Source organism: Rhizobium subbaraonis, assembly GCF_900220975.1.
Lineage (GTDB): Bacteria > Pseudomonadota > Alphaproteobacteria > Rhizobiales > Rhizobiaceae > Mycoplana > Mycoplana subbaraonis.
Genome location: NZ_OBQD01000013.1, coordinates 160325 through 183828 on the forward strand (window position 1 = coordinate 160325; position 23504 = coordinate 183828).

Sequence of the window (23504 nt, forward strand, 5' to 3'; positions counted from 1 at the left end):
AGCGGCGCATTCTGGCAAAGATGCCTGCGGATTGCTCAACTGACCAGGGGCGCCATTTTTTAGGCATGACAGCACGCCAGCGCATCATTCCGGTTCGCCGACAGTACAATCGATGGGTCGCCGACCAGACCCTCGAAGACTATGCGCTGCGCTTCACCGCCAAGAGCGCTCGCCGGTTCTCGTCCGAGCGCATATCCCAGACGGCGATCGGCGCCATTTCCTTCCTGGCGCTGGAGGCGATCGGCGGGGCGATCACCATGTCCTACGGGACGACCAACGCCATCGCAGCAATCCTTGTCGCCAGCCTCCTGATCCTGGTGGTGGGCCTGCCGATCAGCCGCTACGCCATTCGTCACGGCGTCGACATCGATCTCCTCACCCGCGGCGCCAGCTTCGGCTATATCGGCTCCACAATCACCTCGCTGATCTATGCGAGCTTCACCTTCATCCTCTTTGCGATCGAGGCGTCGATCATGTCGGGCGCGCTCGAACTGGCGCTCGGCATCCCCCTGTGGATGGGATACATCATCAGCGCCGTGGCGGTGATCCCGCTCGTCACCTACGGCGTCCGGCTGATTTCGAAGTTTCAGCTCGTGACACAGCCCTTCTGGATCGTGCTCAACATCCTGCCGTTCGTCTTCATCGCCTTCGCCGACTGGAACAGCTTCGGCGAGTGGCTCGCCTATGCGGGCATCCATCACACCTCCGGACCGCCCGGCACGATCGCGCCCTTTCATCTGATCGAGTTCGGAGCAGCCTCAGCCGTCATCTTCGCGCTGATGGCGCAGATCGGAGAGCAGGTCGACTTCCTGCGCTTCCTGCCGCCGGACGGTCAGCGCAAGCTCCGTCACCGCATCGCCGTCTTTCTTGCCGGTTCCGGCTGGGTCGTCGTCGGCGCGCCCAAGCTGATCGCGGGATCGTTCCTCGTGGTGCTGGCCCTCAATGCCGGGATCCCCTCCACGCAGGCGGCAGATCCGGCGCAGATGTACTACACCGCCTTCGGCTACATGATCCCATCGGAGACGGCGGCGATGCTGCTGATGGTCGCCTTCGTGGTCGTGTCGCAGCTGAAGATCAACGTGATGAACGCCTATGCCGGCTCGCTGGCATGGTCGAACTTCTTCTCGCGGCTGACGCACAGCCATCCCGGCCGCGTCATCTGGCTCGTCTTCAATGTGGCGATCGCACTGCTTCTGATGGAACTGGGGATCTACCGGCTGCTGGAGGAAACGCTCGGCATCTTCTCGATCATCGCCATGGCGTGGCTGTGCACGATCTCGGCCGATCTCTTCATCAACAAGCCGCTCGGCCTGTCGCCGCCCGGCATCGAGTTCAAGCGCGCGCACCTCTACGACATCAATCCCGTGGGGCTCGGCGCGATGGTATTCTCAGCCACGATCGCCCTTGTCGCCCATTTCGGCGCGTTCGGCGATGTGGCCGCCTCGCTCGCCCCCTACATCGCCGCCTTCGCCGCGTTCGCCGCCTCGCCGCTGACCGCCTGGTGGACGGACGGCAAATACTACCTGGCCCGCAAGCCGCGGCGGAACTGGCACCTCGAAAGCACGATCACCTGCTCGATCTGCGAACACCCGTTCGAGCCGGAGGACATGGCCTGGTGTCCCGCCTATGCCGCGCCGATCTGCTCGCTGTGCTGCTCGCTGGACAGCCGCTGCCACGACATGTGCAAGCCGAAGGCACGCTTCCACGCGCAGGCCGCCTTCGTGGCGCGCTCGGTCCTGCCCGAACCCGTGATCGCCAAGCTGGCGACGCGTCTGGGCCGCTACGCGATGTCGGCTGTGCTCTCGATCGCCTGCATCGGCGTCATCCTCGCGATGATCGCGCACCAGGCCGGCAGCGCTTCGCCGGAGACTGCGACGGTGGTGGAACAGACGGTCGCGATCGTCTTCTTCGTCTTTGCCGTCGTCGCCGGCGTCGCCTGCTGGTTCTACGTGCTCGCCCACGACAGCAGGGTGGTCGCGGAGGAGGAATCCTCTCGGCAGAACACACTGCTGTTGAAGGAGATCGCCGCCCACAAGAAGACAGATGCAGCGCTGCAGGACGCCAAGGAGGCCGCCGAGGCGGCGAACCGCGCCAAGAGCCGATACGTCGTGGGCCTCAGCCACGAATTGCGCACGCCGCTGAATGCCGTTCTTGGCTATGCGCAGGTGCTGGAACGCGATGACAGCATCCCCCCGCCGCGCCAGTCGGCGATCAAGGTGATCCGGCGCAGCGCCGAGCACCTCTCCGGGCTGATCGACGGGCTGCTCGACATTTCGAAGATCGAGGCCGGCAAGCTGCAGGTCTATTCCAACGAGATCAACATCCACGATTTCCTCGACCAGATCGTCGACATGTTCCGGCCGCAGGCGCAGGCGAAGGGCGTTGCCTTCGAGCATGTCCGCAGCCCTTCCCTGCCCCAGTTCGTCCGCACCGACGAAAAGCGGCTGCGGCAGATCCTCGTCAACCTCGTCTCCAACGCGCTGAAATTCACCGACAGCGGGCATATCCGCCTCGACGTCGCCTATCGCAGCCAGGTCGCAACCTTCACCATCGAGGACACCGGACGCGGCATCGCGGAGAAGGACCTCCCGCGCATCTTCGATCCTTTCCAGCGGGGTGACGCGGAGCATCAGGGCCGCATGCCCGGCCTCGGGCTCGGCCTGACGATCACCCGCCTCCTGACACAGACGCTGGGCGGCGAAATCTCGGTCACGAGCGCCAGAGACCGGGGAACGACCTTCCGCGTGCGCCTGATGCTTTCCGCGGTCTCCCGCCCGCAGCTGGTCGAGCCGGCACGCAAGATCCTGGGCTATGGCGGACCGCGCCGCAGCGTCCTCGTCGTTGACGACAACGAGGATCACCGCCAGCTGATGCGCGAGGCGCTGGAACCCATCGGTTTCAACCTGCTTTCCGCCCGCGACGGCGGCGAGTGCCTGTCGCTCGTGGAAGCGATCAGGCCGGATCTCTTCCTGATCGATATCTCGATGCCGGGCATGAGCGGCTGGGACCTGGTCGTCCGACTGCGGGAAGCCGGACAGGCGGCACCGATCGTCATGCTTTCCGCCAATATCGGCGATGGTTCCTCCCAGGGGCCGGCGGGCGGTCATGACGACACACTTGCCAAGCCCTTCGCCCTCGGCCAGCTCTATGACAAGCTGGCCCTGCACCTGAAGCTGGACTGGACCTATTCCGTCGAAAGCGCCAGGACGCCAGCGCCAAGCGCGCTTCAACGGATCATCCGCCCTGCCCCGACCCATATTGCCGAACTGATCAGGCTCGGCGAGATCGGCTACGTCAGGGGCATAGAGGCCAAGCTTGCGGAGATTGCGAGCGAGCCTGAGCACAGGCCGTTTGCGGACACCTTGCGCGAATATGTTCGCGCCTTCGATCTTTCGGGTTATGACGCCTTCCTGAAGAATACCGGCGAAGAGAGGATCGGCCCGCGTGACTGAGACATCCGCACCGCGCGATATCGTACTGCTCGTCGACGATTCCCCCGAAGCGCTCGGCTTTCTGACCGAAGCGCTGGAGCAGTCCGGCTTTTCCGTGCTGATCGCCACCTCCGGCGCTTTCGCGCTCGGGATCGTCGACCGCATCACGCCCGATATCATTCTCCTCGATGCCGTCATGCCGGGCATGGACGGTTTCGAGACATGCCAGCGCCTGAAGGCCAACCCCGCCGCCAGCCAGACGCCGGTCGTCTTCATGACCGGGCTGACGGAGACGGAGCACGTCGTGCGGGCGCTGGAGGCCGGCGGTGTCGACTACCTGACAAAACCGATCAACATCGACGAATTGCGCGCGCGCATTCGCGTCCACCTTACCAACGCGCGATCCGCGCAGAGCGCCCGCGTCGCACTGGATGCGGCCGGCCGTCATCTGCTGGCGGTGCGCGGCGACGGCAAGGTCCGCTGGTCGACCCCGCAGGCCACCCGACTGGTGAATGCCGCCACGGGCACGGACGACGGACTGGAGGCCGTCAGCGCCGATATCGGACGTTGGATGAAGCAACGCGATGCGCTTGCAGGCGACGGCAGCTTCACCATCCACGAGACCGGCCAGTCGAATCTGCAGCTCGCCTATCTCGGCTCGATCGGCCCCGACGAATACCTGTTCCGGCTCAGCACCGAGAGCAGGCTCCGCGACGACGAGATTCTCCGCCAGCATTTTTCACTGACGCAGCGCGAATCCGAAGTGCTTCTCTGGATCGCCAAGGGCAAGGCAAACCGGGATATCGGTGAAATCCTGGGCCTGAGCGCACGCACAGTGACCAAGCATCTGGAGCAGATCTATGTGAAACTCGGCGTCGAGAACCGCGCCTCCGCCGCGGTCAAGGCGACGCACGTCCTGCACGCGGTGTAGGAGGCCGCTTCCTCGCCCGAAGAGCGGAACCCGCACCCGCTTTCCGTCGTTCACCCAGACATGCTATTGTCTGTCGGGGCGGAATACAGGATGGAAAACTTTCTTGCATTGTTTGCCGTCGTTTTGGGATCGGCCGCGCTCGGCCTGGTCCTTGCCTATCTGATGCGGCGACAGCGCGACCACCATCGGCCTCAACATCATGACGAAGTGACGCCGCCCTTCTGAGCCACCTGCCTCGCACTGGCACCGTCCATCGTGACAAGACCCTTGCTGCTGTCGCGGGCTAACGGGAGGGGCACTTGACGATCTCGCGAAGCAGGTGAAACATGCGGCCCTGAGCGCGGGAGAGCCCGCGCCTGCCACATTCGACACGGCTGTCAAACAGCGATTCGGCGACAACGATCTGGAATCTGAATGGACAAAGGCGAGCGTCCCGACGACGAGACGAACATCGACGTGATGTTCCGGAACGGCAACCTGACCGTATTCGGCATCGTGCTCGCCTTCTCCCTCGGCTTTCTCAACACCTGGACCAACAATCCCAACGACTGGCAGATCACGGATCTGCCGACGCTTGCCCTCATCGGCGGCGGTATCGTCTTTCAGGGGTCCGCGCTTTGGCGGCTCCTGCAGCTCGACTCCCTGAGGCCGAGCGTCTTTGCGACCGGTAACCGACGCTTTGCGATCGGACTTGGCATGACAAGTATCGGCATGATGCTGGCAATCTGCGTCGATATCGGCCACATGCTGCTTTGAGCACTGCCCGCACTCGACAGGGTAGCGGTGCTATGCAAGACTGTCATCATGATCGAGAGTAGCGATATCGAAGTCGAAGACGAGCGCCTGAAACTGCTGGCGGAACTGGCGCAATCCAGGCGGACCACCCCCGGTGAGCTGCTCGCGCATAGTGCGCCTGGCACCAGAGCCTTTCACGAGGCGACGCATACCGCCTCGATCGTTCTCGACCTTGTCGACCAGCATCTGCTGCATCATCCCGCCATCGCCGCAAATCCGGAATGGTTCCGTTTTGCCTCGCGCGCAAGCGAAGCGCTGTTCAATCTCTACCAGTCACTGGGAGAAGCGCAGCTGGAGACCCATCACGACGACGGAATGCGCCCCGAGGAGCTGAACGCCAGCAACGACGATTGAGCGATCAGCGATCGCGCCCTGATGCGTGTCAGGCGTCGCAACCTGTCTCGGCGCCAAGAGCAGGCTCAATTCTCGCATCTAGCCGGGAATGGGCTGTGATCCGTTCGCACGCTTCACGTCTTTGATTGTACGTATTTGGATACGCAAAACCGAGGCACCTTGCTGCGCGGTCTGGTTCTAAGCGCGGCGGTTTTCGCCGAGAGCGTCCACAACGCGCTCGCGGCCGACGCGGATGACGTTCTCCATCGCGCGACGCGCCCCTTCCTCGTCGCGCCGGCGGATTTCCTCGACGATGCGGATATGGGACGCGGCGACGTCGTCGATCTTGCTGCGGTCGCGCGCGGGCGAGCTCAGCCGGAACACGCCGACGAGAGCGGCCTCGATCAGGCTGCCGATCGTGCGGAAGAACGGGTTGCGCGAGGCGTCGAGCACGCTGAGATGGAATTTCAGATCGGCCATCGCAAGCGTCTCGGCCGTGTGTTCCGGGTCGCCCATCGCGACGGCAAGGCGCATCATGTGGCTGATGTCGGCATCGGTCGCATACCGCGCGGCAAGAATGGCTGCATGCGGCTCGAACGCCAGCCGCACCTCGCTGAGGTCGAGCAGGAAGGCCTCGTCGACCCCCTTCACAAGCTGCCAGGTGAGAATGTCGGTATCGAACAGGTTCCACTGCGCCCGGGGCGTCACCCGCGTCCCTATGCGGGCACGGGGCACGACCAGCCCCTTGGCCGCCAGCGTCTTCATGGCTTCGCGAAGCACCGTTCGCGACACCTTGAAACGGATCGCCAGCTCCGCGTCGCCCGGCAGCGTCGTCCCCACGGGAAACTCGCCCGCGACGATGGCGCGGCCAAGCTCGTTGACCACCTGTGCGTGACTGGTGCGCGTATTGGCGCCGGTGATGACGGTTTCAAGCAGACCCTTGCGCAATCGAAGCTGTCCTATCCTTACCGGGCCCTGCCTGCATCGCATGCCGCCATGGCCTATGATCGGCTCGCGCCGGAAACGTCAACCCGTCAGGCGAAACGCCTCTTGTTCTTCGACAGATAGAGAAAGCCCTTCTGCAACAGGATGAACCCGAACAGCAGTAGGCCGATCAGTATCTTCGTCCACCAACTGGAAAGCGAACCGTCGAACGTGATGTAGGTTTGGATCAGCCCCATGATAAGGATGCCGATCAGTGTCCCCCCCACAAAGCCGGAACCGCCGGTCAGAAGTGTCCCCCCGATGACCACCGCTGCGATCGCATCGAGTTCGACCCCGACCGCCGATAGCGAGTAGCCTGCCGACGTATAGAGCGAGAAGACGATTCCCGAAAGCCCGGCAAGAAAGCCGGAGAGGGCATAGATCTCGATCGTCGTTCGCGCCACGGGCACCCCCATCAGACGGGCCGTCTGCGCGCCGCCGCCGAGCGCATAGACGTTGGCGCCGAAACGGGTGCGATGGGCGATCAGGATGCCGACGACGAAGACCAGCAGCATCAGCCCGCCGATGAGCGTGATCCGCCCCCCGCCCGGCAGACGATAATAGAACCCCTTCATCACGGCATAGAACGGGTGCTTGATCGGCACGGAGTCGATCGACAGCACGAAGGCCATCCCACGCGCCAGGAACATTCCCGCCAGCGTCACGATGAAAGGCGGCATCTCGAGATGGTGGATGATCGCCCCCATCAAACCGCCGAACAGGGTGGCGATCCCGAGCGCCAGCACGAAAACGACGAGCGGATGCAGGCCGGTGTTCTCCAGCACGACGGCAATGAAGACACCGGTGAAGGCGATGACCGAGCCGATCGAAAGGTCGATCCCGCCGGACAGGATGACGAACGTCATGCCGACGGCGGCGATGCCGAGAAAGGCGTTGTCGGTGAGCAGGTTGCCGATGACGCGCGTCGACAGCATGTTGGGGTATTGCAGGAAGCACAGCGCATAGGCGGCAAGGAAGATGGCGACCGTTGCGGCCAGCGGAACGTAACGCGGGTTCATTTCACCTCCTGCTTGACTGCCGCCTCGCGGGAAGCGGACCGACCAAACCATGCGAGGAGGTCGCGAACGCGCGGGGACTGGACGACGAGGATCAGGACGATGATCGCGGCCTTGATGATCAGGTTGAACTCGGGCGGGAAGCCGGAGAGCAGGATGCCGGTGTTGATCGCCTGGATGATCATGGCGCCGAGCAACGAGGCCGCGATGCTGAAGCGTCCGCCGAGCAGCGAGTTGCCGCCGACCACAACCGCCAGGATCGCATCCAGCTCCAGCCAGAGGCCGGCATTGTTGGCATCGGCTCCCTTGATGTCGGCTGCGGCGATGATGCCGGCGATCGCCGCGCACAGTCCGCTCAGGATATAGGCGGCAATCAGCAGCACCCCGGTGGAGACGCCCGAGAGCGTGCTGGCCCGGCGGTTGATGCCGAGCGCCTCGACGAGCATGCCGAGAGCCGTCCGTCGCACGAGCAGCGTGATGGCGATGCCGAAGACGAGCCAGATCACCACCGGCATCGGCAGGCCGAGGAACGAACCGCTGCCGATGAAGATCAGGCCGGCATCGTTGAAGGTGAGGATGGCGCCTTCGGTGATCAACTGGGCGATGCCGCGGCCCGCCACCATCAGCACCAGAGTGGCGATGATCGGCTGGATATCCAGGACAGCGACAAGAATGCCATTCCACAGACCACAGAGCATGCCGACGGCGAGCGCCAGCGCCAGCGTGTAGACGAGCGAATGGCCGGAGGTAATGGAAGCGGCGGCCACCGCGCCGCAGATCGCCATCACCGCGCCGACCGACAGATCGATGCCGCGCGTGGCGATCACGATCGTCATGCCGATCGCAAGCAGCGCCACGGGAGCACCGCGGTTGAGAACATCGATGAGACTGCCGTAGATGCGGCCATTCTGCATCTGCAGCGTGAGGAAATCGGGAAACGCCAGCGAAATCAACAGGACAACCGCGATGAGAACGACGATCTGCGGCGCCAACCGAAGGAGATGCGACTTCAGCGCGTTCATTGCCCGGCCTCGCGCTTGTCGGCGGCCGCGATCGCCTCGACGATATGCGACGTGGTGACTTCCTCGCCGACGAGTTCGGACACATGCGCGCGGTCGCGCAACACGATGACGCGCCGGCTGTAGGCGACCAGCTCGTCCAGTTCGGATGAAATGACGATCAGCGACATGCCCTGTTCACAAAGGTTTTCGATGAGGCGGATGATTTCGGCGTGCGCGCCGACATCGATGCCGCGCGTCGGTTCGTCGAGGATGAGAAATTCGGGGTTGGTGGCCAGCCAGCGCGCAAGGATCGCCTTCTGCTGGTTGCCGCCAGAAAGCAGCCGGATGGGCTTTTCGCGATCCGACGTGCGGATGTCGAGGGCGGCAATATAGCGGTCGGCGAGCCGATCCTGCTCGGCCCTCGATATCGGCCGCGCCCAGCCGCGACGGGCCTGAAGGGCCAAAGCGATGTTCTCTCGCACCGAGAGGTCGCCAATGATGCCATCGGTCTTGCGGTCCTCCGGGCAGAAACCGAACCGGTGGCGGATGGCGGTGCGCGGAGACGATATGTCGATGGGTTTCCCGTCGACCTCGGCCGTGCCGCTATCGGCCTTCTCGGCACCGAAGAGGATCTCCGCGGTTTCCGTTCGCCCCGATCCGAGCAGGCCAGCGACGCCCACCACCTCACCCTTGCGCACCTCCAGGTCGAACGGCGCGATGTGTCCCTTGCGGCCGTAACCGCGGAAGCGGTACCGCACCGCCCCTTCGGAGGCCTGTGCGTTACCGGCCTGCTTGATCTCGTCGCCAAGTTCGCGCCCGAGCATCATGGCGATCAGTTCGCGTCGCGGCAGTGCCGCCGCATCGCGCGTGCCGACCAACTGCCCGTTGCGCAGCACCGTGATGCGGTCGCAGATCGCATACACCTGCTCGAGGAAATGGGTGATGAAGATGACGCCGAGTCCCTGGCTCTTCAGCCGGCGGACGATCGCAAACAGCATCTCGACCTCATGGGCGTCGAGGCTGGCGGTCGGCTCGTCGAGGATCAGCACCTTGCCTGAGAGATCGACGGCGCGAGCGATCGCAACGACCTGCTGCACGGCGACCGAGCAACTGGAGAGCTCGGTCCTGACGTCGACGTCGAGTTCGTAGCCGGAAAGAAGCGCCCTCGCCCGCCGGTTCATCTCGGCCGCGTCAACAAGACCGAAACGCCGGGGCTGGCGTCCGAGAAACAGGTTCTCGGCAACCGTGAGGTTCGGCAGGAGATTGACCTCCTGATAGACCGTGCCGATGCCGAGCCGCTGCGCCTCGAAGGTATCGCGCGGATCTATTTCGGCGCCGTCGAGGACGAGCTTGCCGCCATCGCGCCGATAGGCCCCGGTGATGCACTTGACCAGTGTGGATTTGCCCGCGCCATTCTCTCCAAGCAGCGCATGAACCTCACCGCGCCGAAGCTGGAAATTGACGTTGTTGAGGGCCTTCGCGCCGGGAAAGACCTTTTCGATCCCCGTTGCTGACAGAATGATGTCGTCGTTGCCTTGCATTGTCCCTGCCCGAACCGATCGTTGCCCGACACGCGGCAAAGCCGCCGCGCCGGCCATCAACGAGAATGTCCTGCCGCCGCGTTCGCGCGGCGGCAGGAACTGGGAGAGATCAGTAACCGAGGCCCTTCTTCTCCTCGTACACCTTCATCGGATCGTCCTTCTGGGTGTAGAGCTTCGATTCGGTCTGGATCCACTTGGGCGGCACGGTGCCGTCCTTCTTGTAGGCGGCGAGCGCATCGAAGGCGGGACCAGCCATGTTCGGCGTCAGTTCCACCGTGGCGTTGGCTTCGCCGGCGGCCATGGCCTGGAAGATGTCCGGAACGGCGTCGATGGAAACGACGAGGATATCGGTGCCGGGCTTGAGGCCGGCTTCCTTGATCGCCTGGATGGCGCCGACGGCCATGTCGTCATTGTGGGCGTAAAGCGCACAAATGTCCTTGCCGCCGTTTTCGGCCTTCAGGAAGCTCTCCATCACTTCCTTACCCTTGGTGCGGGTGAAATCGCCGGTCTGGCTGCGGACGATCTTCAGGTTGTCATGCCCGCTGAGTGCCTGTTCGAAGCCCTTCTTGCGGTCGATCGCCGGCGAGGAGCCGGTCGTTCCCTGAAGCTCGACGACGTTGCAGGGCTTGCCGGCAACGGTCTCGACCAGCCACTTGCCGGCGACATTGCCCTCATGGACGAGGTCCGACGTCACGGCGGTCAGATAGAGGTCATCCGGGGCATCGACGGTGCGGTCGAGCAGGATGACGGGGATGTCCGCGTCCTTGGCCTCGGTCAGCACGTCGTCCCATCCGGTCGCCACGACGGGAGCGACGAGAATGGCGTCGACGCCCTGCGCAATGAAGGAGCGGATCGCCTTGATCTGGTTTTCCTGCTTCTGCTGTGCGTCTGCGAATTTCAGGTCGATGCCACGGCTTTCAGCCTGCTGTTTCGTCAGCGTGGTTTCCGCCGCGCGCCAGCCGGATTCCGAGCCGATCTGTGAAAATCCGACGGTCATATCGGCGGCGGATGCCGAGCCGAACATGCAGGCAGCCAAGATCGTGGCACTCGCGAGTGCGGTCTTCAAAGTCATGATGTCCTCCCAAACAAAGCTGCTCCTCAGCAGCTGAAACAAGTAAAAATCATATTGTAATACTATTGTAAACTCAATTTTCCGCGCCAAAGGAAAATTCGCAGAGCACAATTAAAGCGCGTTTATTTTGCGATGCAGCAAACCCATACGCGCATACGCAAAGACCCCGGAAGCCAACGGCCCCGGGGTCTTTTTCTCAACGATTGCCGTTCCTTGCGGTGCACCGGCACCGCTCTGGACGGCTTACTGCGGCAGCTTGTCGTCGACGCCGGCGATGTAGAAGTTCATGCCGAGCAGAACGCCGTCTTCCGGCTTCTCGCCGTCCTTCAGCCATTCGGACCCGTCCTGCTTCTTGATCGGGCCGGTGAAGGGATGCAGTTCGCCGGAGCGAATCTTCGCCTCGGTGTCTTCCGCCATCTTCTTCACGTCGTCGGGCATGTTGGTGTACGGCGCCATGGTCAGGATGCCGTCCTTCAGGCCGTCCCAGACCTGCTCGGACTTCCAGGTGCCGTCGAGCAGTTCCTTGGTGCGCTTGATGTAGTAGGCGCCCCAGGTATCGACGATCGCCGTCAGCTGCGTTTCCGGACCGGCCTTGATCATGTCGGAGGCCTGGCCGAAGGCCTTGATGCCGCGTTCGGCGGCGACCTGCATCGGCGCGGTCGTATCGGTGTGCTGCGTGAGGATGTCGACGCCCTGGTCGATCAGCGCCTTGGCGGCATCGGCTTCCTTGCCGGGGTCGAACCAGGTGTTGGCCCAGATGACCTTGACCTTGAAGTCCGGGTTGACCGACTGGGCGCCGTGGACGAAGGCGTTGATGCCCATCACCACTTCCGGAATCGGGAAGGACGCGATGTAGCCGGCAACGCCCTTCTGCGACATCTTCGCGGCGATCTGGCCCTGGATGTAGCGGCCTTCATAGAAGCGCGAGTTGTAGGTGGCGACGTTCGGGGCGGACTTGAAGCCGGTGGCATGCTCGAACTTCACGTCGGGGAACTTTTCGGCGACCTTGATGGTGGCGTCCATGAATCCGAACGAGGTGGTGAAGACCAGCGCGCACCCGGAACGGGCCATGCGCTCGATGGCGCGTTCGGCATCCGGGCCTTCCGGTACGCTTTCGAGGAACGGCGTCTCGATCTTGTCGCCGAACTCGGCCTGCAGCGCCTGTCGGCCGATGTCATGGGCCTGCGTCCAGCCACCGTCGGTCTTGGAGCCGACATAGATGAAGCAGATCTTGGTCTTGTCCTGGGCGCTTGCGGAGGCGGCAAAGCCGAGAACCGCGGCCGAGGTGGCGAGTGCGAGTAGCAGTTTTTTCATTTTGACCCCTGTAGGTTGAGACTTGTTTTCCCGTCGCTTCTTCTTCACCGGTCCGGCACGAAAGGTTTGCCGAGCGATGCTGGCGTGTTGATCAACGTCATTCGCCGATTGTGCGATATCAGAACGAGGACGACAACAGTCGCGACGTAAGGAAGGGCGGACAGGAACTGGGAGGGAATGCCGAGGCCGAGCGCCTGGGCATGCAACTGGCTGATGGAGACCGCGCCGAAAAGGTAACCGCCGGCCAGCACCCGCCACGGCCGCCAGGAGGCGAAGACGACGAGCGCGAGCGCGATCCAGCCGCGACCGGCCGACATGTTCTCCACCCATTGCGGCGTGTAGACGAGCGAGAGCTGCGCACCGGCAAGACCCGCGCAGGCGCCGCCGAACAGCACGGCCAGATAGCGCGTGCGGATGACGCCGATGCCGAGGGCGTGGGCGGAGCCGTGGTTGTCGCCGATCGCGCGGATCTTCAGACCCGCGCGGGTCTTGAACAGGAACCAGTTGACGCCGATCACCAGCGCGATCGAGATATAGAAGATCAGGTCCTGCTTGAAGAGCAGCGGCCCGAGATAGGGGATTTCCGACAGGCCGGGAATGGCGATCGGCGGGAGCTTGGTGCCTGACATGCCGACATAAGCCTCGCCGATCTGGCCGGAAATGCCGAGGCCGAGGATGGTGAGCGCAAGCCCCGTCGCCACCTGGTTTGCCACCAGCGTCAGTGTGAGGAAGCCGAACAGGAGCGAGAAGAGCGCGCCGCCGCCGATGCCGGCAAGAATGCCGACATAGGGCGAGCCGGTCGCCTGCGTCGCCACGAAGGCCAGCACCGCGCCCATGATCATCATGCCCTCGACGCCGAGATTGAGCACGCCGGCGCGCTCCGTCACCAGTTCGCCGATCGCGGCGAGCACCAGCGGCGTGGCGGCGGTGACGACGGTCAGAAGGATCGCTTCAATGATACCCATTTACTCAGCCCCGCCCTGTAGCCCGTCCTGTGCGACCGCCGCGGTCCTTCCGGGAAAGACGAGCCGGATCTTGTAGAGGATCAGCGTGTCGCACGAGAGCACGAAGAACAGCAGCAGCCCCTGGAACACGCGGGTCACCTTGTCGGACACCGTCAGCGTCAATTGCACGGCCTCGCCGCCGACATAGGTCAGCGCCAGGAACAGGCCCGCGGCGATGATGCCCAGAGGATTTAGCCGGCCGAGGAAGGCGACGATGATGGCGGTGAAGCCGTAGCCGGGCGAAATGATCGGCTGCAGCTTGTTGATGTTGCCGCTGACTTCGGAAATGCCGGCAAGGCCCGCGAGCGCGCCGGACAGGAGCATCGAAAACCAGATCATCCGGCGTGAGGAGAAGCCGGCGAAGCGCCCCGCCCGCTCCGACTGGCCGAGCACGGTGATCTCGAAGCCCTTCAGCGTGTAGCGCATCATGAACCAGATCAGCACTGCGGCGACGATCGCAAAGACGAAGCCGAGATTGGTGCGGCCGGAATCGAGGATTTCCGGGAGAATGGCTTCCGGCGCGAAATTGCGCGTCACCGGGAAGTTGTAGCCTTCGGGGCTGCGCCAGGGACCACGCACGATCCAGTCGAGGAAAAACTGGGCGACATAGACCAGCATCAGGCTGGACAGGATTTCGTTCGTGTTCAGGTTCGCCTTCAGGAAGGCGGGAATGGCCGCATAGAGCGCGCCGCCGATCATGCCGAAGATCAGCATCAGCGGCAGCACAAGCGGCGAATGCCATTCATGGAACACGACCGGGACGATCGAGCCGGCGATGGCCCCCATGATGAACTGGCCCTCGGCGCCGATGTTCCAGTTGTTGGAACGATAGCAGATCGACAGCCCGACGCCGATCAGGATCAGCGGCGCCGCCTTGATGGCGATCTCGTGCAGCGACCAGACGTCCAGCAACGGCTCGACGAAGAAGCTGTAGAGCGCGCTGACGGGATCCTTGCCGAGCAGCCAGAACATGATGCCGCCGGCGATCACGGTCAGGACAAGCGCGATGAAGGGGGAAAGCACGGCATAGAAGACCGATGCCTGGGGCCGCTTTTCGAGTTCAATGCGCATGCGCGGCCTCCGTCAAAGCTTCCGGCTGGCCTTGCAGGCCGCCCATCAGCAGGCCGATCTTCTCGCGCGACAGTGCGCTTGCCGGGTAAATGTCGGACAGCCGCCCCTCGCTGATGACGGCGACCTCGGTCGCGACCTCGAAGATCTCGTCGAGATCCTGGCTGATGACGAGCACGGCCGAACCGCTTTTCGCGAGGTCCACCAGCGCCTGGCGGATGCGGCTTGCCGCACCGGCATCGACGCCCCACGTCGGCTGGTTGACGATGAGAACGGCAGGCTGGCGGTCCAGTTCGCGGCCGACGATGTATTTCTGCAGGTTGCCGCCGGAGAGCGAGCCAGCCGTCGGATCGTCGCCGCTCTTGCGCACATCCATCGCCTCGGAGATGCGGCGGGAGGCGAGCCGAACGGCAACGTATTTGATGATGCCGAGCACGCCCCCGCCGAGAAAAGCCTTCCGGTCCGACTGGTTGCGCGCGAGCACGAGATTGTCGGAGAGCGACATGCCGGTGACGGCGGCATGCCCATGGCGCTCTTCGGGAACGAAGCCTGCGCCGAGAAGGCGCCGCGCGGTAATGCCCTGCTGGCCGACCGGGCGCTGGCGTATCAGCACGGCGTTCTGGTCGGCGACGGTATATTCCCCTGAAAGCGCGTCGAACAGTTCGCTCTGCCCGTTGCCGGCGACGCCGGCGATCGCCAGGACCTCGCCGGCATGGACCTTCAGCGAGACATCCTTCAGCGACACGGCGAACGGGGTGCGCGCCGGCATATCGAGATGGCGCGCCTCGAGCAGCACATCGCCCTTGGTGCTCGTTCCGGCAGCGCTGACATGCGGCACGTCGGCGCCAACCATCATGCGGGCGAGCGAAGCAGCCGTTTCCTTCTTCGGGTCGCAGGCACCGGTCACCTTGCCGTGACGCAGGACTGTGGCGCGGTCGCAGATGCGCTGGACCTCCTCCAGCCGATGGCTGATGTACAGGACGGACCGCCCCTCCGCGCGCAGCTTGAACAGCGTCTCGAACAGACGGTCCGCTTCCTGCGGCGTCAGGACGGAGGTGGGCTCGTCGAGGATGATGAGTTGCGGGTTCTGCAGGAGCGCGCGCACGATTTCGATTCGCTGGCGCTCCCCGACGGAGAGATCGGCGACATGCGCCTTCGGATCGAGCGGGAGGCCATAGGCGCGCGACAACTCCGCCGCCCGCTCGGCCACGCGCGCCAACGGTATCGTCCCGTCGAGCGACAGCGCGATGTTTTCGGCGACCGTCAGCGCCTCGAACAGCGAGAAGTGCTGAAACACCATGCCGATGCCGAGCTTTCGGGCCGCACTCGGACTTGCAATCGACACCGCCTCGCCGCGCCAGGAGATCTGGCCGCTGGTGGGCGCGAGCACGCCGAACAGCATCTTGACGAGCGTCGATTTACCGGCGCCGTTCTCGCCAAGCAGAGCATGAATCTCGCCCGGCTGGATATCCAGGTCGATGCCGTTGCATGCAGCGAACGTGCCGAACAGCTTCGTGAGGTTGCGGACGGCCAGCAACGGCCTCTCCGCGGACGCTCCAGCGACTGACACTATGCCCCTCTCTTCTCGCCGCCTCCCCGTTATGCTCAGGGAATGAGCAGCGTCGCTCCGCTTGTTTTTCTTGCTTCCAGATCCGAGTGGGCGCGCCCCGCCTCCGCCAACGGATAAGTCTGATTTATATTGATACGCACTTTGTTGCTGCGCACAACATCAAAGAGCGAGTTTGCACACGCATCGAGTTCAGCACGGGTGGCGACGTACTGGAACAGCGTCGGGCGCGTCGCATACAGCGAGCCCTTCTGGGCGAGAAGCCCCAGGTTGAACGCCTCGACCGGGCCGGACGCGTTGCCGAAACTGACGAACATGCCGCGGCGCTTCAGGCAGTCCAGCGATTTCGGGAACGTGTCCTTGCCGACGGAATCGTAGACGACGTCGCACTTGCTCCCGTCGGTCAATTCCAGCACGCGGGCGGCGAAGTCTTCCTTCGTGTAGTCGATCACGTGGTCGTAGCCGTGTGCCAGCGCCAGCTCGATCTTCTCCTTCGAGCCGGCGGTGCCGATCACGGTGGCGCCCAGTGCCTTGGCCCACTGGCCGGCGATGAGGCCAACGCCACCGGCGGCGGCGTGAAACAGGATCGTCATGCCCGGCTTGACGGGGAACGTCTGCAGCAGCAGGTACTGCGCCGTCATACCCTTCAACATCATCGCGGCTGCGGTTTCGAGCGAGATTTCGGCCGGCACCTTGACGAGATGCTTCGTGTCGATGTTGCGCTCCACCGCATAGGCGCCATCGGCCGTCGCATAGGCAACACGATCGCCGACGGCGAAGTCGCTGACGCCTTCGCCCAGCTCGGTAACCGTGCCTGCCCCTTCCTTGCCGGGAATGAACGGCAGTTCGCCCTTGTAGAGGCCGGTGCGGAAATAGACGTCGATGAAATTCAGTCCGATCGCAGCCTGGCGGATGCGCACCTCACCCGGCCCCGGAGGGGCAAGCTCGACCTCTTCCAGCCCGAGCACCTCGGGACCGCCAAGTGCGCGCACGACGATTGCCTGTGTCATGAAAATCTCCTGGACTCACTGTTTTCCGAGGCGCGGGAAGAACTGCAGGACCGCGCCGATGAGATAGAGGTAGAGCCCCGTGCCGACCACGCCCAGCACCACCCACCGGGGCGTCTCGAAATGCAGCAGCAATGCATAAATGCCGAGTGCGGCCCAGAGGAAGAACACCGCGAGGTTCAGCGTCCTCAGCCGCTTCACGCGGACGGGGTGCAGGAAATTGATCGGCATGAAAGTGAGCAACACCGACACGAACACCACGATCGAGGCCGTCATCTCGCTCGCCTTGATGACGAACAGCGTGAAGACGACCATGTTCCAGACGACCGGAAAGCCGGAAAAGAAGTACTCCTCGGTCTTCATCCCCATGTCGGCATAATAGATGGCGCTCGATACCACGATGGCACCGGCAGCGACGAAGGACCACGGCTCCCCGATCATGCCGCTCTGATAGAGCGCGAACGCCGGCAGCAGCACGTAGGTCACATAGTCGATCACGTTGTCGAGCGTATCGCCCGACCAGTTCGGCAGCACTTCCTTGACGCGCACCTTGCGCGCGATGGGTCCATCGATACCATCGACGAGAAGTGCCAGGCCAAGCCACCAGAACATGTCAACGAAGCGGTGCTCCGCGGCCGCAACGACGCCGAGGAAAGCCAGGAAGGAACCGGACGCAGTGAGAATATGCACGGAAAAGGCGCGAATTTCGGCATAGGGTACGCGTCTGTAATTGAAGAACTTCATCGCCTGCCTTTATTCGTCCGATGCGCCCCGGCCCTGCGCCATACGGTCTTATATTGATTGCTGACGTCGCGCGCTTCTGTCCTCGTAATATGCACTGATTGGTCGCCACTGCCAGTGGAAATCCGGCTGCGATCTGGCCCGACCGGACTGCACGACCGAACCGCGACGCTTCAGCCCATGGATTTTGCCCGAATCCGGGCGTAGTTTGGCATCCACCCTGCATCGGCATTTCTGTGGGTAAGCATGTCGTGAGAGAAGAATTGCATATGGAAGCCTTTGATATCGCTATCGTTGGAGCCGGACTGGCCGGCAATCTGGCCGCTCTTGCGCTGGCCGATTCGGGCAGGCGCGTGGCGCTTCTGGCCCCGCCGGCGCGTTCGCAGGACGGGCGCACGACCGCGCTGATGGCGCAGTCGATCGATTTCGTGCGCGAACTCGGCCTCTGGGAGGAGATCGCCGGCGTCGCGGCGCCCCTCGAGACCATGCGTATCCTCGACGGGACCACGCGCCTGTTTCGCGCGCCGCCGGTGAGCTTTCGATCCAGCGAAGTCGATCTGGCGGCTTTTGGCTACAACATTCCCAACGCCCCCTTCCTTGAAGGCCTGGAGCGCAGGATCGATGCCTGCGAGACGATCATCCGCTTCCGCAACAAGCTCGATCGCCTCACGGCCGCAGACGATGCGGTCGACCTGCATCTCGACGACGGGCGCACGATCAGGGCCGGGCTTGTCGTGGGGGCGGACGGCCGGCAATCGGAAGTGCGCCGCCAGAGCGGGATTTCCGTACGCACCTGGACCTATCCCCAGACCGCCCTCGTGCTGAACTTCGCCCACACCCTGCCGCACGCCAACACGTCCACCGAGTTCCATACCGAGCACGGCCCGTTCACGCAGGTGCCCCTGCCCGGCCGCCGCTCCAGCCTCGTCTGGGTGCTGTCGCCGAAGGAGGCGGAAGCCATGCGCGACCTGCCGCTGGAGACGCTGAGCCGCGCCGTCGAGGAGCGGATGCAGTCGCTGCTGGGCAAGGTCACGGTCGAGGCGCCGCCCCAGTGCTTCCCGCTGTCCGGCATGCAGGCGGAGCGATTCGGCAAGGGTCGCATCGTGCTTCTCGGCGAAGCGGCGCACGCGTTCCCGCCCATCGGCGCGCAGGGCCTCAACCTCAGCCTTCGCGACGTCATGGTGCTGCGCGATCTTCTGCGCGACCCTGGTCAGACGGCAAATGCGATCGGCGCCGCGTTCGACCGGCGCCGGCGAGCCGACATCCAGAGCCGTACCGTCAGCGTGGATCTCCTCAACCGTTCACTGCTGTCCGGCTTCTTGCCGGTGCAAATCCTGCGCACCGCCGGCCTGCACCTGCTATCGGCGATCGGGCCGTTGCGCAGTGTGGTCATGCGCGAGGGCGTGGAGCCCGGTGGCTCGTGGAAGGCGCTTCGCAGCGGCCTACGGGAACGGGTCACCCGGAAGCAGGCCTGACATTACGAGGTAAAGCAAGCCGGTGACCGTCGCGACGGAGAGCACCGTCGTTATCAGGATCGTCGCGGAGGCGCGCTCCTGCCAGACGCCATATTGCTGGCCGATGACGAAGACGTTGGTTGCCGTCGGCAACGCCGCGAGAAGAACGGCCGCCTGCACCCACACCGGATCGAAGTTTCCGGCAAGGCCGAGCATCAGGTACATGGTGAGCGGTAGAAGGATCAGTTTCGCCGGTACGATGTAGGCGACCTCGACCGGCACGCGCTTCAGCGGCCGCAGCGCAAGCGTCACTCCCATGGCAAATAGCGCGCAGGGTGCTGCGGCCTGGGCGAGATAGTCGATCAGCCGTTGCAACGGCAGCGGTGCTTCGAAGGAGAAGAAGGCGGCGAGGAAACCGACCGCCGTCGCGATGATGAAAGGGTGGGTGAGTATCCTGCGCGCCACCTCGGCCGCAATCACCGCGACAGGCCGCTTCTCCCCGCCGGAAATCGACATCAACGCCGGTGCGATCATGAAATGCATCATGTTCTCGAAGCAGAAAACAAGTGCTACCGGCACTGCGGCCCGCTCGCCGAGCGCGAGAATGGCAAGTCCCGGTCCCATAAAGCCAATGTTGCCATAGGCTGCGGAAAGGCCCTGCATGGTCGCTTCGGCCAAGTTCGCGCGTCGAAGGAAAAGGCCGATCGCGAAGATCAGCCCGAACACCAGATAGGTGGCGCTGACATTGGCGAGGATGAAGTCGACACGCGTCAACTGCTCGATCGGCGTCCTGGAGACGAGCTTGAAGAACAGCGCCGGCAAGGCGATGTAGATGATGAAGGTGTTGAGCCAGCCGAGTGCCTCGGCCGGCTGGCGCGTCGCCTTCGCGGCCAGATAGCCCAGCAGGATCATGCCGAAGAACGGCAGCACCAGTCCCGTAATTTCCGCCATGCGACCTGTCGATTCCTACTGCTTCATGCGCCTGCCCATCGGCTGTAGCGCAAGTCGCACCGGCACGGAACAGCGCGCGCAAAGATTGTCGGCCCAAGTTTGCCCGACCCAGGCTTGTCCAAGTCCCAACCTGCCAGGCCGAAGCTTGTCAGGCCGAAGCCGTTCAGCCGATCTGCGACAGGATCGGAAAGGTCTGCTGGAACCAGATCGCAATCGAGCTGACATAGCCGAACATGAAGGCAAGACCGGTCAGCACGAGGAGGACGCCCATGACGCGCTCGACGGTGCCGAGATGCCTGCGAAAGCGCATCAGAAACCGCATGAACGCGCCGGAAAACGCCGCTGCGATCCAGAAGGGAACCGCAAGCCCGAGCGAATAGATCGCAAGGAGGAAGGCACCGTCGCCGACCGTTTCGCGCGACGCGGCGACGCCGAGGATCGCGCCGAGCACCGGCCCGATGCAGGGCGTCCAGCCGAAGGCGAAGGCGAGCCCCATGACATAGGCGCCAGACAGCGTCGCGGGTTTTCCCCCGCCCTGAAAGCGGGCCTCGCGCGCAAAGAGACCTATCCGCAGGACCCCGAGGAAATGCAGGCCCATCAGGATGATGATGACGCCGCCGACCTGCGCCAGAATGTCGAGATGACGCCGGAGCGCCATGCCGATGGTCGAGGCGCCTGCGCCGAGTGCGACGAAGACGGTGGCGAAGCCGAGCGTGAAGAACAGCGCCGCGAGCAGGACCGCCCGGCGCGCCTGAACGTCATCTTTGGCGACAGTGCCGTTCTTGAACTGCTCCACCGAGATGCCGGCCATGTAGCAGAGATAGGGCGGCACAAGCGGCAGCACGCATGGCGACAGGAACGACAGCGTTCCCGCCAGAAGCGCGCTCAGCAGGGATATTTCAGCGATCGACAAGACGCTCTCCGCGAAACGATGCATCCCGGGAGAACCCCGGCCACATTTTCAGGAAATCCGGCCGGCTGGAACCAGCCACCGCTCGATTGCAGCGCCACGGCCGATCGAAATTCCAGCGCTTCCTTAGCCGCCCAGGTGCCTGCGCGCCAAGCACGATTTGTTCAACGCGGCGAAATGCAGCAAGCCTGCCGTAGACAGGGCAATTTTATGGGTTGACCGGAAAAGTTCGCCTGCTATATGTCCGCGCACTTCCGTCGGGCAACGCCCCGCTTTCGGGAGCGCGTAGCTCAGCCGGTAGAGCAACTGACTTTTAATCAGTAGGTCCAGGGTTCGAATCCCTGCGCGCTCACCAACAAAATCAACGTCTTAAGCGTTGATTTCAGCCCAAAACGGGCTAAAATGACCCTCACACATGTCTCGCACAGTTTCGGGGGTAAAATGGCATCCCATACGATTCTCGGTGACAAGGTTCGGGTCTACCGCCGCGCCAACAGTTCCCTCTGGCAATGCTCCACCTATCTGGAGGGCCGGGAGTGGCGCGTCAGCACCAAAACCGACAGTCTTGCGCAGGCCAAGGAGTTTGCCGAGGACTGGTATCTGGAGCTGCGCGGCAAGAGCCGTGCGGGCCTTTTGAAGCAGGAACGCACGTTCGCAGATGCCGCCAAGCAGTTCGTGGTGGAGTACGTGGCACTCACCAACGGCGAACGTAACCCGCGCTATGTGAAGGACCACGAGGCGCGGCTGGAGAACCATCTCATACCTTACTTCGGCAAGACGGGGCTGAGCGCCGTCACGGCGGGCATGGTCCAACAATACCGCGTCATGCGCTCCCAGCCGCACGCGGAGACCGGCAAGGTGCCGACCCGCAGCACCCTGCACCATGAGACGGTGACGCTCCGGCAGGTCATGAAAACCGCCCTGCGGCACGGCTGGATAAGCCACCTGCCGGACTTCTCGGCGCCGTACAAGGCATCCGGCAAGATCAGCCATCGGGCCTGGTTCTCGCCCGAGGAATACAAGAAGCTCTATACCTACACCCGCGAGCGCGCCAAATCCGCCAAGGGGCTGAACTGGCAGTATCCCGCCGAGCAGTTGCACGACTTCATCCTGTTCATGGCCAACACCGGCCTGCGGCCCGACGAAGCCAACCGGCTGGAATACCGTGACGTGACCATTGAGAAGGATGAGGACGGCGAGCGTATCCTGCTGATCGAGGTGCGCGGCAAGCGTGGCGTTGGCTACTGCAAAAGCACGGAGGGCGCAGTCTATCCCTTCGAGCGCCTGGTGGCCCGCAACAAGCCGAAGGCGACCGACCTCGTGTTCCCACAGGACCACAAGAAGCAGTTCAACCGCGCGCTGTCGGATTGCGACCTGAAGGCCGACCGCGAGGGCAACAAACGCTCCGCGTACAGCCTGCGTCACACGTACATCTGCCTTCGGCTGCTGGAGGGCGCGGATATCTACCAAATTGCCAAGAACTGCCGGACCAGCGTGGAAATGATCGAGAAGCACTATGCCGTGCACCTCAAGAACACGCTGGACGCCAAAGCCATCAACGTGAAGCGCCGCAAGGCGGCACTGGCTCCGGCCGAGTAGTTGCGCACATCTTGATCGATCAACGCCGGCGTGTATCAATGCGTACAGCGCACCTACGCATCGCCCAACGCGTACACATTGGCTATGGGCGATGCATTGCTCGGTTTTCTAACCGGCCGCACAGCGTCCGGAGAAAACCGGCAGGCGCGCCAGGGGGTACCCCCTGGACCCCGTCCGTGCCGTGGCGACGTTGTGCCTATGCGTAAATGCATAGGTGCTCCGCGATCAACGCAATGGCGTAGAAGCGAAACTTTGTTAACATCGCCGCATCTGGCTAAAAGAATGTCTCCGCGAGTGGCAAATTATGTCCGGGGCGTTTGCGAATGCGCAAACAATAAAAGCGGTGACGAAACAAGAAATTGCCAGGTAACGTGCCGCTCACGTTCCCCGATACTCACACCATAGGTCGAGCCGAGCGCAACATACTTGCGTGGTGTCGATGCGTGTCTTTAAGGAGAAGGTATGAGCGATCAGCCTGGGAATAATGCTGCGCATGAAAACAACCGAAACGCGAATATGGCTTCCGTTGCCCACCATAGTGGGGTTGTAGTCTACTTCTCGTCCGCGTTTGTTACTCTCGTCGGTTTCTTTAGCACGGGTGCGTTTACGGTGGGGTTGACGATCCTTGCAACGGATTCCGGCAGGAAACTCATCGCTGGTACCACGCATTTGTGGATTGCGATCTACTTCTGGTCTGCCCCCTGAAAAGTGATCCTTCTTGAAGTATGGCTATTGAGCCGAGGAAGGACATTGAAATGGCAGGGAAAAGACACAAGGCAGAAGAG

Annotated in this window: 21 protein-coding genes and 1 tRNA gene; 9 read left to right on the forward strand and 13 right to left on the reverse strand. The window is 63.2% G+C overall.

Annotated elements, in window-relative coordinates:
- Window positions 1–65 precede the first annotated feature (65 nt).
- The 5 genes from CRO48_RS20410 (at window position 66) to CRO48_RS20425 (ending at window position 5511) form a co-directional block, all read left to right on the forward strand.
- The gene (locus tag CRO48_RS20410; protein WP_097141700.1) at window positions 66–3452 is read left to right on the forward strand and encodes a hybrid sensor histidine kinase/response regulator; all 3387 of its coding nucleotides are present in this window, start codon (window positions 66–68) and stop codon (window positions 3450–3452) included.
- The gene (locus CRO48_RS20415; protein WP_097141701.1) at window positions 3445–4362 is read left to right on the forward strand and encodes a response regulator transcription factor; all 918 of its coding nucleotides are present in this window, start codon (window positions 3445–3447) and stop codon (window positions 4360–4362) included. The genes CRO48_RS20410 and CRO48_RS20415 overlap by 8 nt, the downstream gene beginning before the upstream one ends.
- Window positions 4363–4452: 90 nt before the next feature.
- Window positions 4453–4587, forward strand: a complete 135-nt coding sequence (locus CRO48_RS33275; RefSeq protein WP_280952683.1) for a hypothetical protein — start codon at window positions 4453–4455, stop codon at window positions 4585–4587.
- 189 nt (window positions 4588–4776) lie between these two features.
- The gene (locus CRO48_RS20420) at window positions 4777–5118 is read left to right on the forward strand and encodes a hypothetical protein (RefSeq protein WP_097141702.1); all 342 of its coding nucleotides are present in this window, start codon (window positions 4777–4779) and stop codon (window positions 5116–5118) included.
- A gap of 48 nt (window positions 5119–5166) precedes the next feature.
- Window positions 5167–5511 carry a hypothetical protein gene (locus tag CRO48_RS20425; RefSeq protein ID WP_176526833.1) on the forward strand — a complete coding sequence of 115 codons (345 nt, stop codon included), beginning with the start codon at window positions 5167–5169 and terminating at the stop codon, window positions 5509–5511.
- Window positions 5512–5688: 177 nt separating this feature from the next.
- On the opposite strand, the gene CRO48_RS20430 is transcribed toward CRO48_RS20425, so the two are convergent.
- The 11 genes from CRO48_RS20430 to pcsA all read right to left on the reverse strand — a co-directional run bounded on the left by CRO48_RS20430 (window position 5689) and on the right by pcsA (window position 17808).
- Window positions 5689–6438, reverse strand: coding sequence for a FadR/GntR family transcriptional regulator (locus tag CRO48_RS20430; protein ID WP_097141703.1), 750 nt, complete (start codon window positions 6436–6438; stop codon window positions 5689–5691).
- An 86-nt stretch (window positions 6439–6524) separates the two neighbouring features.
- Window positions 6525–7493 (reverse strand): galactofuranose ABC transporter, permease protein YjfF, encoded by a 969-nt coding sequence (gene yjfF, locus CRO48_RS20435; protein ID WP_097141704.1) that lies wholly within the window; start codon window positions 7491–7493, stop codon window positions 6525–6527.
- Window positions 7490–8512, reverse strand: coding sequence for an ABC transporter permease (locus CRO48_RS20440; RefSeq protein WP_097141705.1), 1023 nt, complete (start codon window positions 8510–8512; stop codon window positions 7490–7492). Before CRO48_RS20440 ends, yjfF begins: the two co-directional genes overlap by 4 nt.
- On the reverse strand, window positions 8509–10032 hold the full coding sequence (ytfR, locus tag CRO48_RS20445) for a galactofuranose ABC transporter, ATP-binding protein YtfR (RefSeq protein ID WP_097141706.1): 1524 nt from the start codon (window positions 10030–10032) through the stop codon (window positions 8509–8511). The genes CRO48_RS20440 and ytfR overlap by 4 nt, the downstream gene beginning before the upstream one ends.
- 109 nt (window positions 10033–10141) lie before the next feature.
- Window positions 10142–11104 (reverse strand): galactofuranose ABC transporter, galactofuranose-binding protein YtfQ, encoded by a 963-nt coding sequence (gene ytfQ / locus CRO48_RS20450; protein WP_097141707.1) that lies wholly within the window; start codon window positions 11102–11104, stop codon window positions 10142–10144.
- 243 nt (window positions 11105–11347) lie between these two features.
- Complete coding sequence (locus tag CRO48_RS20455) at window positions 11348–12418, reverse strand: BMP family ABC transporter substrate-binding protein (RefSeq protein ID WP_097141708.1); 1071 nt, start codon at window positions 12416–12418, stop codon at window positions 11348–11350.
- Window positions 12419–12462: 44 nt separating this feature from the next.
- Window positions 12463–13383: an ABC transporter permease gene (locus CRO48_RS20460; RefSeq protein ID WP_097141709.1), complete on the reverse strand. Its 921-nt coding sequence runs from the start codon at window positions 13381–13383 to the stop codon at window positions 12463–12465.
- Window positions 13384–14493: an ABC transporter permease gene (locus CRO48_RS20465; protein ID WP_097141710.1), complete on the reverse strand. Its 1110-nt coding sequence runs from the start codon at window positions 14491–14493 to the stop codon at window positions 13384–13386.
- Window positions 14483–16060, reverse strand: coding sequence for an ABC transporter ATP-binding protein (locus tag CRO48_RS20470; RefSeq protein ID WP_097141711.1), 1578 nt, complete (start codon window positions 16058–16060; stop codon window positions 14483–14485). Before CRO48_RS20470 ends, CRO48_RS20465 begins: the two co-directional genes overlap by 11 nt.
- 35 nt (window positions 16061–16095) lie before the next feature.
- Window positions 16096–17067, reverse strand: coding sequence for a quinone oxidoreductase family protein (locus CRO48_RS20475; protein ID WP_097141712.1), 972 nt, complete (start codon window positions 17065–17067; stop codon window positions 16096–16098).
- Between the two features lie 15 nt (window positions 17068–17082).
- Window positions 17083–17808 carry a phosphatidylcholine synthase gene (pcsA, locus tag CRO48_RS20480; RefSeq protein ID WP_097141713.1) on the reverse strand — a complete coding sequence of 242 codons (726 nt, stop codon included), beginning with the start codon at window positions 17806–17808 and terminating at the stop codon, window positions 17083–17085.
- A 266-nt stretch (window positions 17809–18074) separates the two neighbouring features.
- On the opposite strand from pcsA, the gene CRO48_RS20485 reads away from it, so the two are divergent.
- Entirely contained in the window at window positions 18075–19280 is a 1206-nt protein-coding gene (locus CRO48_RS20485) for a UbiH/UbiF family hydroxylase (protein ID WP_097141714.1), read from the forward strand.
- Here CRO48_RS20485 and CRO48_RS20490 read toward each other — a convergent pair.
- Window positions 19248–20210 (reverse strand): AEC family transporter, encoded by a 963-nt coding sequence (locus tag CRO48_RS20490; RefSeq protein WP_097141715.1) that lies wholly within the window; start codon window positions 20208–20210, stop codon window positions 19248–19250. The genes CRO48_RS20485 and CRO48_RS20490 overlap by 33 nt on opposite strands.
- A 163-nt stretch (window positions 20211–20373) precedes the next feature.
- Window positions 20374–21123: a cytochrome c biogenesis CcdA family protein gene (locus CRO48_RS20495; RefSeq protein ID WP_097141739.1), complete on the reverse strand. Its 750-nt coding sequence runs from the start codon at window positions 21121–21123 to the stop codon at window positions 20374–20376.
- A 276-nt stretch (window positions 21124–21399) separates the two neighbouring features.
- Here CRO48_RS20495 and CRO48_RS20500 point away from each other — a divergent pair.
- The 3 genes from CRO48_RS20500 (at window position 21400) to CRO48_RS20510 (ending at window position 23424) form a co-directional block, all read left to right on the forward strand.
- Window positions 21400–21475 (forward strand) — tRNA-Lys (locus CRO48_RS20500).
- An 86-nt stretch (window positions 21476–21561) separates the two neighbouring features.
- The gene (locus tag CRO48_RS20505; protein ID WP_097141716.1) at window positions 21562–22719 is read left to right on the forward strand and encodes a tyrosine-type recombinase/integrase; all 1158 of its coding nucleotides are present in this window, start codon (window positions 21562–21564) and stop codon (window positions 22717–22719) included.
- 462 nt (window positions 22720–23181) lie between these two features.
- Window positions 23182–23424 carry a hypothetical protein gene (locus CRO48_RS20510; RefSeq protein WP_097141717.1) on the forward strand — a complete coding sequence of 81 codons (243 nt, stop codon included), beginning with the start codon at window positions 23182–23184 and terminating at the stop codon, window positions 23422–23424.
- Window positions 23425–23504: the final 80 nt, after the last annotated feature.

Bases quoted from the DNA above. Each gene is read 5' to 3' on its own strand.
- CRO48_RS20410 (WP_097141700.1), top strand. From the start codon at position 66: ATGACAGCACGCCAGCGCATCATTCCGGTTCGCCGACAGTACAATCGA.
- CRO48_RS33275 (WP_280952683.1), top strand. From the start codon at position 4,453: ATGGAAAACTTTCTTGCATTGTTTGCCGTCGTTTTGGGATCGGCCGCG.
- CRO48_RS20420 (WP_097141702.1), top strand. From the start codon at position 4,777: ATGGACAAAGGCGAGCGTCCCGACGACGAGACGAACATCGACGTGATG.
- CRO48_RS20425 (WP_176526833.1), top strand. From the start codon at position 5,167: ATGATCGAGAGTAGCGATATCGAAGTCGAAGACGAGCGCCTGAAACTG.
- yjfF (WP_097141704.1), bottom strand. From the start codon at position 7,493: ATGAACCCGCGTTACGTTCCGCTGGCCGCAACGGTCGCCATCTTCCTT.
- CRO48_RS20440 (WP_097141705.1), bottom strand. From the start codon at position 8,512: ATGAACGCGCTGAAGTCGCATCTCCTTCGGTTGGCGCCGCAGATCGTC.
- ytfR (WP_097141706.1), bottom strand. From the start codon at position 10,032: ATGCAAGGCAACGACGACATCATTCTGTCAGCAACGGGGATCGAAAAG.
- ytfQ (WP_097141707.1), bottom strand. From the start codon at position 11,104: ATGACTTTGAAGACCGCACTCGCGAGTGCCACGATCTTGGCTGCCTGC.
- CRO48_RS20455 (WP_097141708.1), bottom strand. From the start codon at position 12,418: ATGAAAAAACTGCTACTCGCACTCGCCACCTCGGCCGCGGTTCTCGGC.
- CRO48_RS20460 (WP_097141709.1), bottom strand. From the start codon at position 13,383: ATGGGTATCATTGAAGCGATCCTTCTGACCGTCGTCACCGCCGCCACG.
- CRO48_RS20465 (WP_097141710.1), bottom strand. From the start codon at position 14,493: ATGCGCATTGAACTCGAAAAGCGGCCCCAGGCATCGGTCTTCTATGCC.
- CRO48_RS20475 (WP_097141712.1), bottom strand. From the start codon at position 17,067: ATGACACAGGCAATCGTCGTGCGCGCACTTGGCGGTCCCGAGGTGCTC.
- pcsA (WP_097141713.1), bottom strand. From the start codon at position 17,808: ATGAAGTTCTTCAATTACAGACGCGTACCCTATGCCGAAATTCGCGCC.
- CRO48_RS20485 (WP_097141714.1), top strand. From the start codon at position 18,075: ATGGAAGCCTTTGATATCGCTATCGTTGGAGCCGGACTGGCCGGCAAT.
- CRO48_RS20490 (WP_097141715.1), bottom strand. From the start codon at position 20,210: ATGGCGGAAATTACGGGACTGGTGCTGCCGTTCTTCGGCATGATCCTG.
- CRO48_RS20505 (WP_097141716.1), top strand. From the start codon at position 21,562: ATGGCATCCCATACGATTCTCGGTGACAAGGTTCGGGTCTACCGCCGC.
- CRO48_RS20510 (WP_097141717.1), top strand. From the start codon at position 23,182: ATGAGCGATCAGCCTGGGAATAATGCTGCGCATGAAAACAACCGAAAC.